This window comes from Streptomyces prasinopilosus (assembly GCF_001419695.1).
Classification (GTDB): Bacteria; Actinomycetota; Actinomycetes; order Streptomycetales; family Streptomycetaceae; genus Streptomyces; species Streptomyces prasinopilosus.
The window spans coordinates 1-2,078 of sequence record NZ_LIRG01000940.1 but is presented as its reverse complement, the minus strand read 5'-3'; the positions used below and the strand labels follow the sequence as shown (position 1 = coordinate 2,078).

The 2,078-nt window shown below is 74.8% G+C and carries 2 protein-coding genes; one reads left to right on the top strand and one right to left on the bottom strand.

Annotation, left to right across the window (positions count from 1 at the left end; translation table 11 throughout):
- Window positions 1–37: 37 nt before the first annotated feature.
- The gene (locus AOK18_RS28790) at window positions 38–931 is read right to left on the bottom strand and encodes a DUF4184 family protein (protein ID WP_055696217.1); all 894 of its coding nucleotides are present in this window, start codon (window positions 929–931) and stop codon (window positions 38–40) included.
- Window positions 932–1,259: 328 nt separating this feature from the next.
- Here AOK18_RS28790 and AOK18_RS28785 point away from each other — a divergent pair.
- On the top strand, window positions 1,260–2,078 hold an 819-nt coding region (locus AOK18_RS28785; protein ID WP_167738757.1), incomplete at its 3' end, for a lytic transglycosylase domain-containing protein.

Here is a 2,078-nt window from a genome sequence, read left to right as displayed (position 1 = left end):
CTCACCCTGCTGCCCCGGCCCCGCCCGGTCCGCACCGTCACCGTGTTCGTGGCGGCCGGGGAGCCGCTCGGCGCGCGGCCGTACGGCCGGGCCGCCGCGCCTCCGCCTCCCCAGGGCCCGTGGCGGCCGGAGCCGGACGCCACGCCCTGACCGCCACGGCGTACACCGGCAGCGCGAGGAGGAGCCCGGCCCCCGCCCCGAAACACACCGCGGGGATCAGCTCCCAGGGCTTCGCGGTCGCACCCCAGTAGTCCCACCAGCGCGAGGCCCGCCGCACGGCCCCCGCCAGCGCACAGCCGCCGAGCAGCGCGGCGGCCGCCCACCGGTCGGCCGCCGACAGGGCCGGCACGCCCGCGGGCCCCGCCGGGCCGGGCGCCGTCCGGCGCAGCGCCCGCGCCAGGAACACGGCGATCACCACCGCGGCCACGACCGATCCGCCGTACTGCAGGTACCAGTACAGCGGTGAGCCCGCGATCTCCTCCTCCAGGACGGGGAAGACCCGCGTTCCCCACCGGTCGGGATGCGTGAACTCGTCCCAGACCACGTGCGTCAGCGCGCCGAGGACGGCCGAGACGTACCAGCGCGCCACCAGGGGGACGCTCACCCGTGCGCGGGGCGTGCCGCAGCGCAGCAGGGCGGCCGTCCGCCCCTGCCGGGGCCGCGGCAGCAGCGCGACGAGCGGTTCGCGGAGCAGGAGCCACAGTCCCGTCAACGCCCAGGCGATGCCCACGTCGACGGTGAGGACACCCGGCGACGAGTGCGTGACGTCCCCGAACTCCATCGCCCCGGACAGAAGACCGGCGGCGTAGTAGGTCAGGTCCGGAGCGAGACTGCCCGCCACGAGTACGGCCGGCACCAGCGGTCCCCGGCCGGTCCCGTCGGTGCGCACGGCGGGCAGGACGGCCACCGCGTGGCTCAGCGTGAAAGGCAACCCGGCTCCTGGGGAGGGTGGTTGACCCGGCCCGTCGGCCCGGGTGCTCGGCGGGCCCCAGTATGCGCGGCGCGGCCGCCCCCGGCGGGGGAGGGGCCGGCTGTGGCCGACCGGTGAAGACCGGACGTGAACGGGTGCCCGGACAAAGGATGGTGCCGTAAGGTCGCGAGAGCCGCCGTGCCCGGTGCGGCCGGAGGAACGGACCGCAGCGCCATGACGGATCGTTACACCGGGGTGGTACAACCGATGGCTGTGGCCGGTCGTCACACCAGGCGACCGTGACGGACAGGGACGGACGCTCCGGCGTCCATGGGGAGGGGTTCACTCTATGGCGGCGCATTTCGGCAGGAGGCTGCGCAAGGGAGCGGCAACCACCGCCGTGGCGGCGGCCGCGGTGGCGGCCCTGTCCGCGTCCCAGGCTCCGGGCGTGCCGATCGGCGGCCAGGACGGCCGGACCTCCTCGGGCGCCGCCACGGAGCCGGACGAGGGCACCGGCGACCCCGGCGCGACCGGCAACTCGCCCTACTACACGGACCTGCCGCCGCTGAACAGCCCCAACCCCTCGCCGTCCGCGAGCTCCGGTCCGGTCGTGCAGGGCGCCGCCGAGGCGGGCATCCCCGCGACCGTCCTCGACGCCTACAAGAAGGCCGAAGCCGCGCTGCGCTCCTCCAGGCCCGGCTGCCACCTGCCCTGGCAACTGCTCGCCGCCATCGGCAAGGTGGAGTCCGGTCAGGCCCGCGGCGGACGCGTCGACGCCGACGGCACCACGACCTCCCCGATCATCGGCCCGCAGCTCGACGGCAACGGCTTCGCGCTCATCAAGGACACCGACGACGGCAGGTACGACGGCAACAGCGCCTACGACAACGCCGTCGGGCCCATGCAGTTCATCCCGTCCACCTGGGCGTGGGCCGGCCGCGACGGCAACGACGACGGCCTCGAGGACCCCAACAACATCTACGACGCCGCACTGGCCGCCGGCCACTACCTGTGCCGCTTCGACTGGGACCTGTCGGACCGGGCGGACCTCCGCAGGGCGATCCTCAGCTACAACAACTCGACGGAGTACCTGAACACCGTCCTGTCGTGGCTGGAGTACTACCGCAAGGGCACGCACGAGATCCCGGACGGCACCGGCACCGGCACC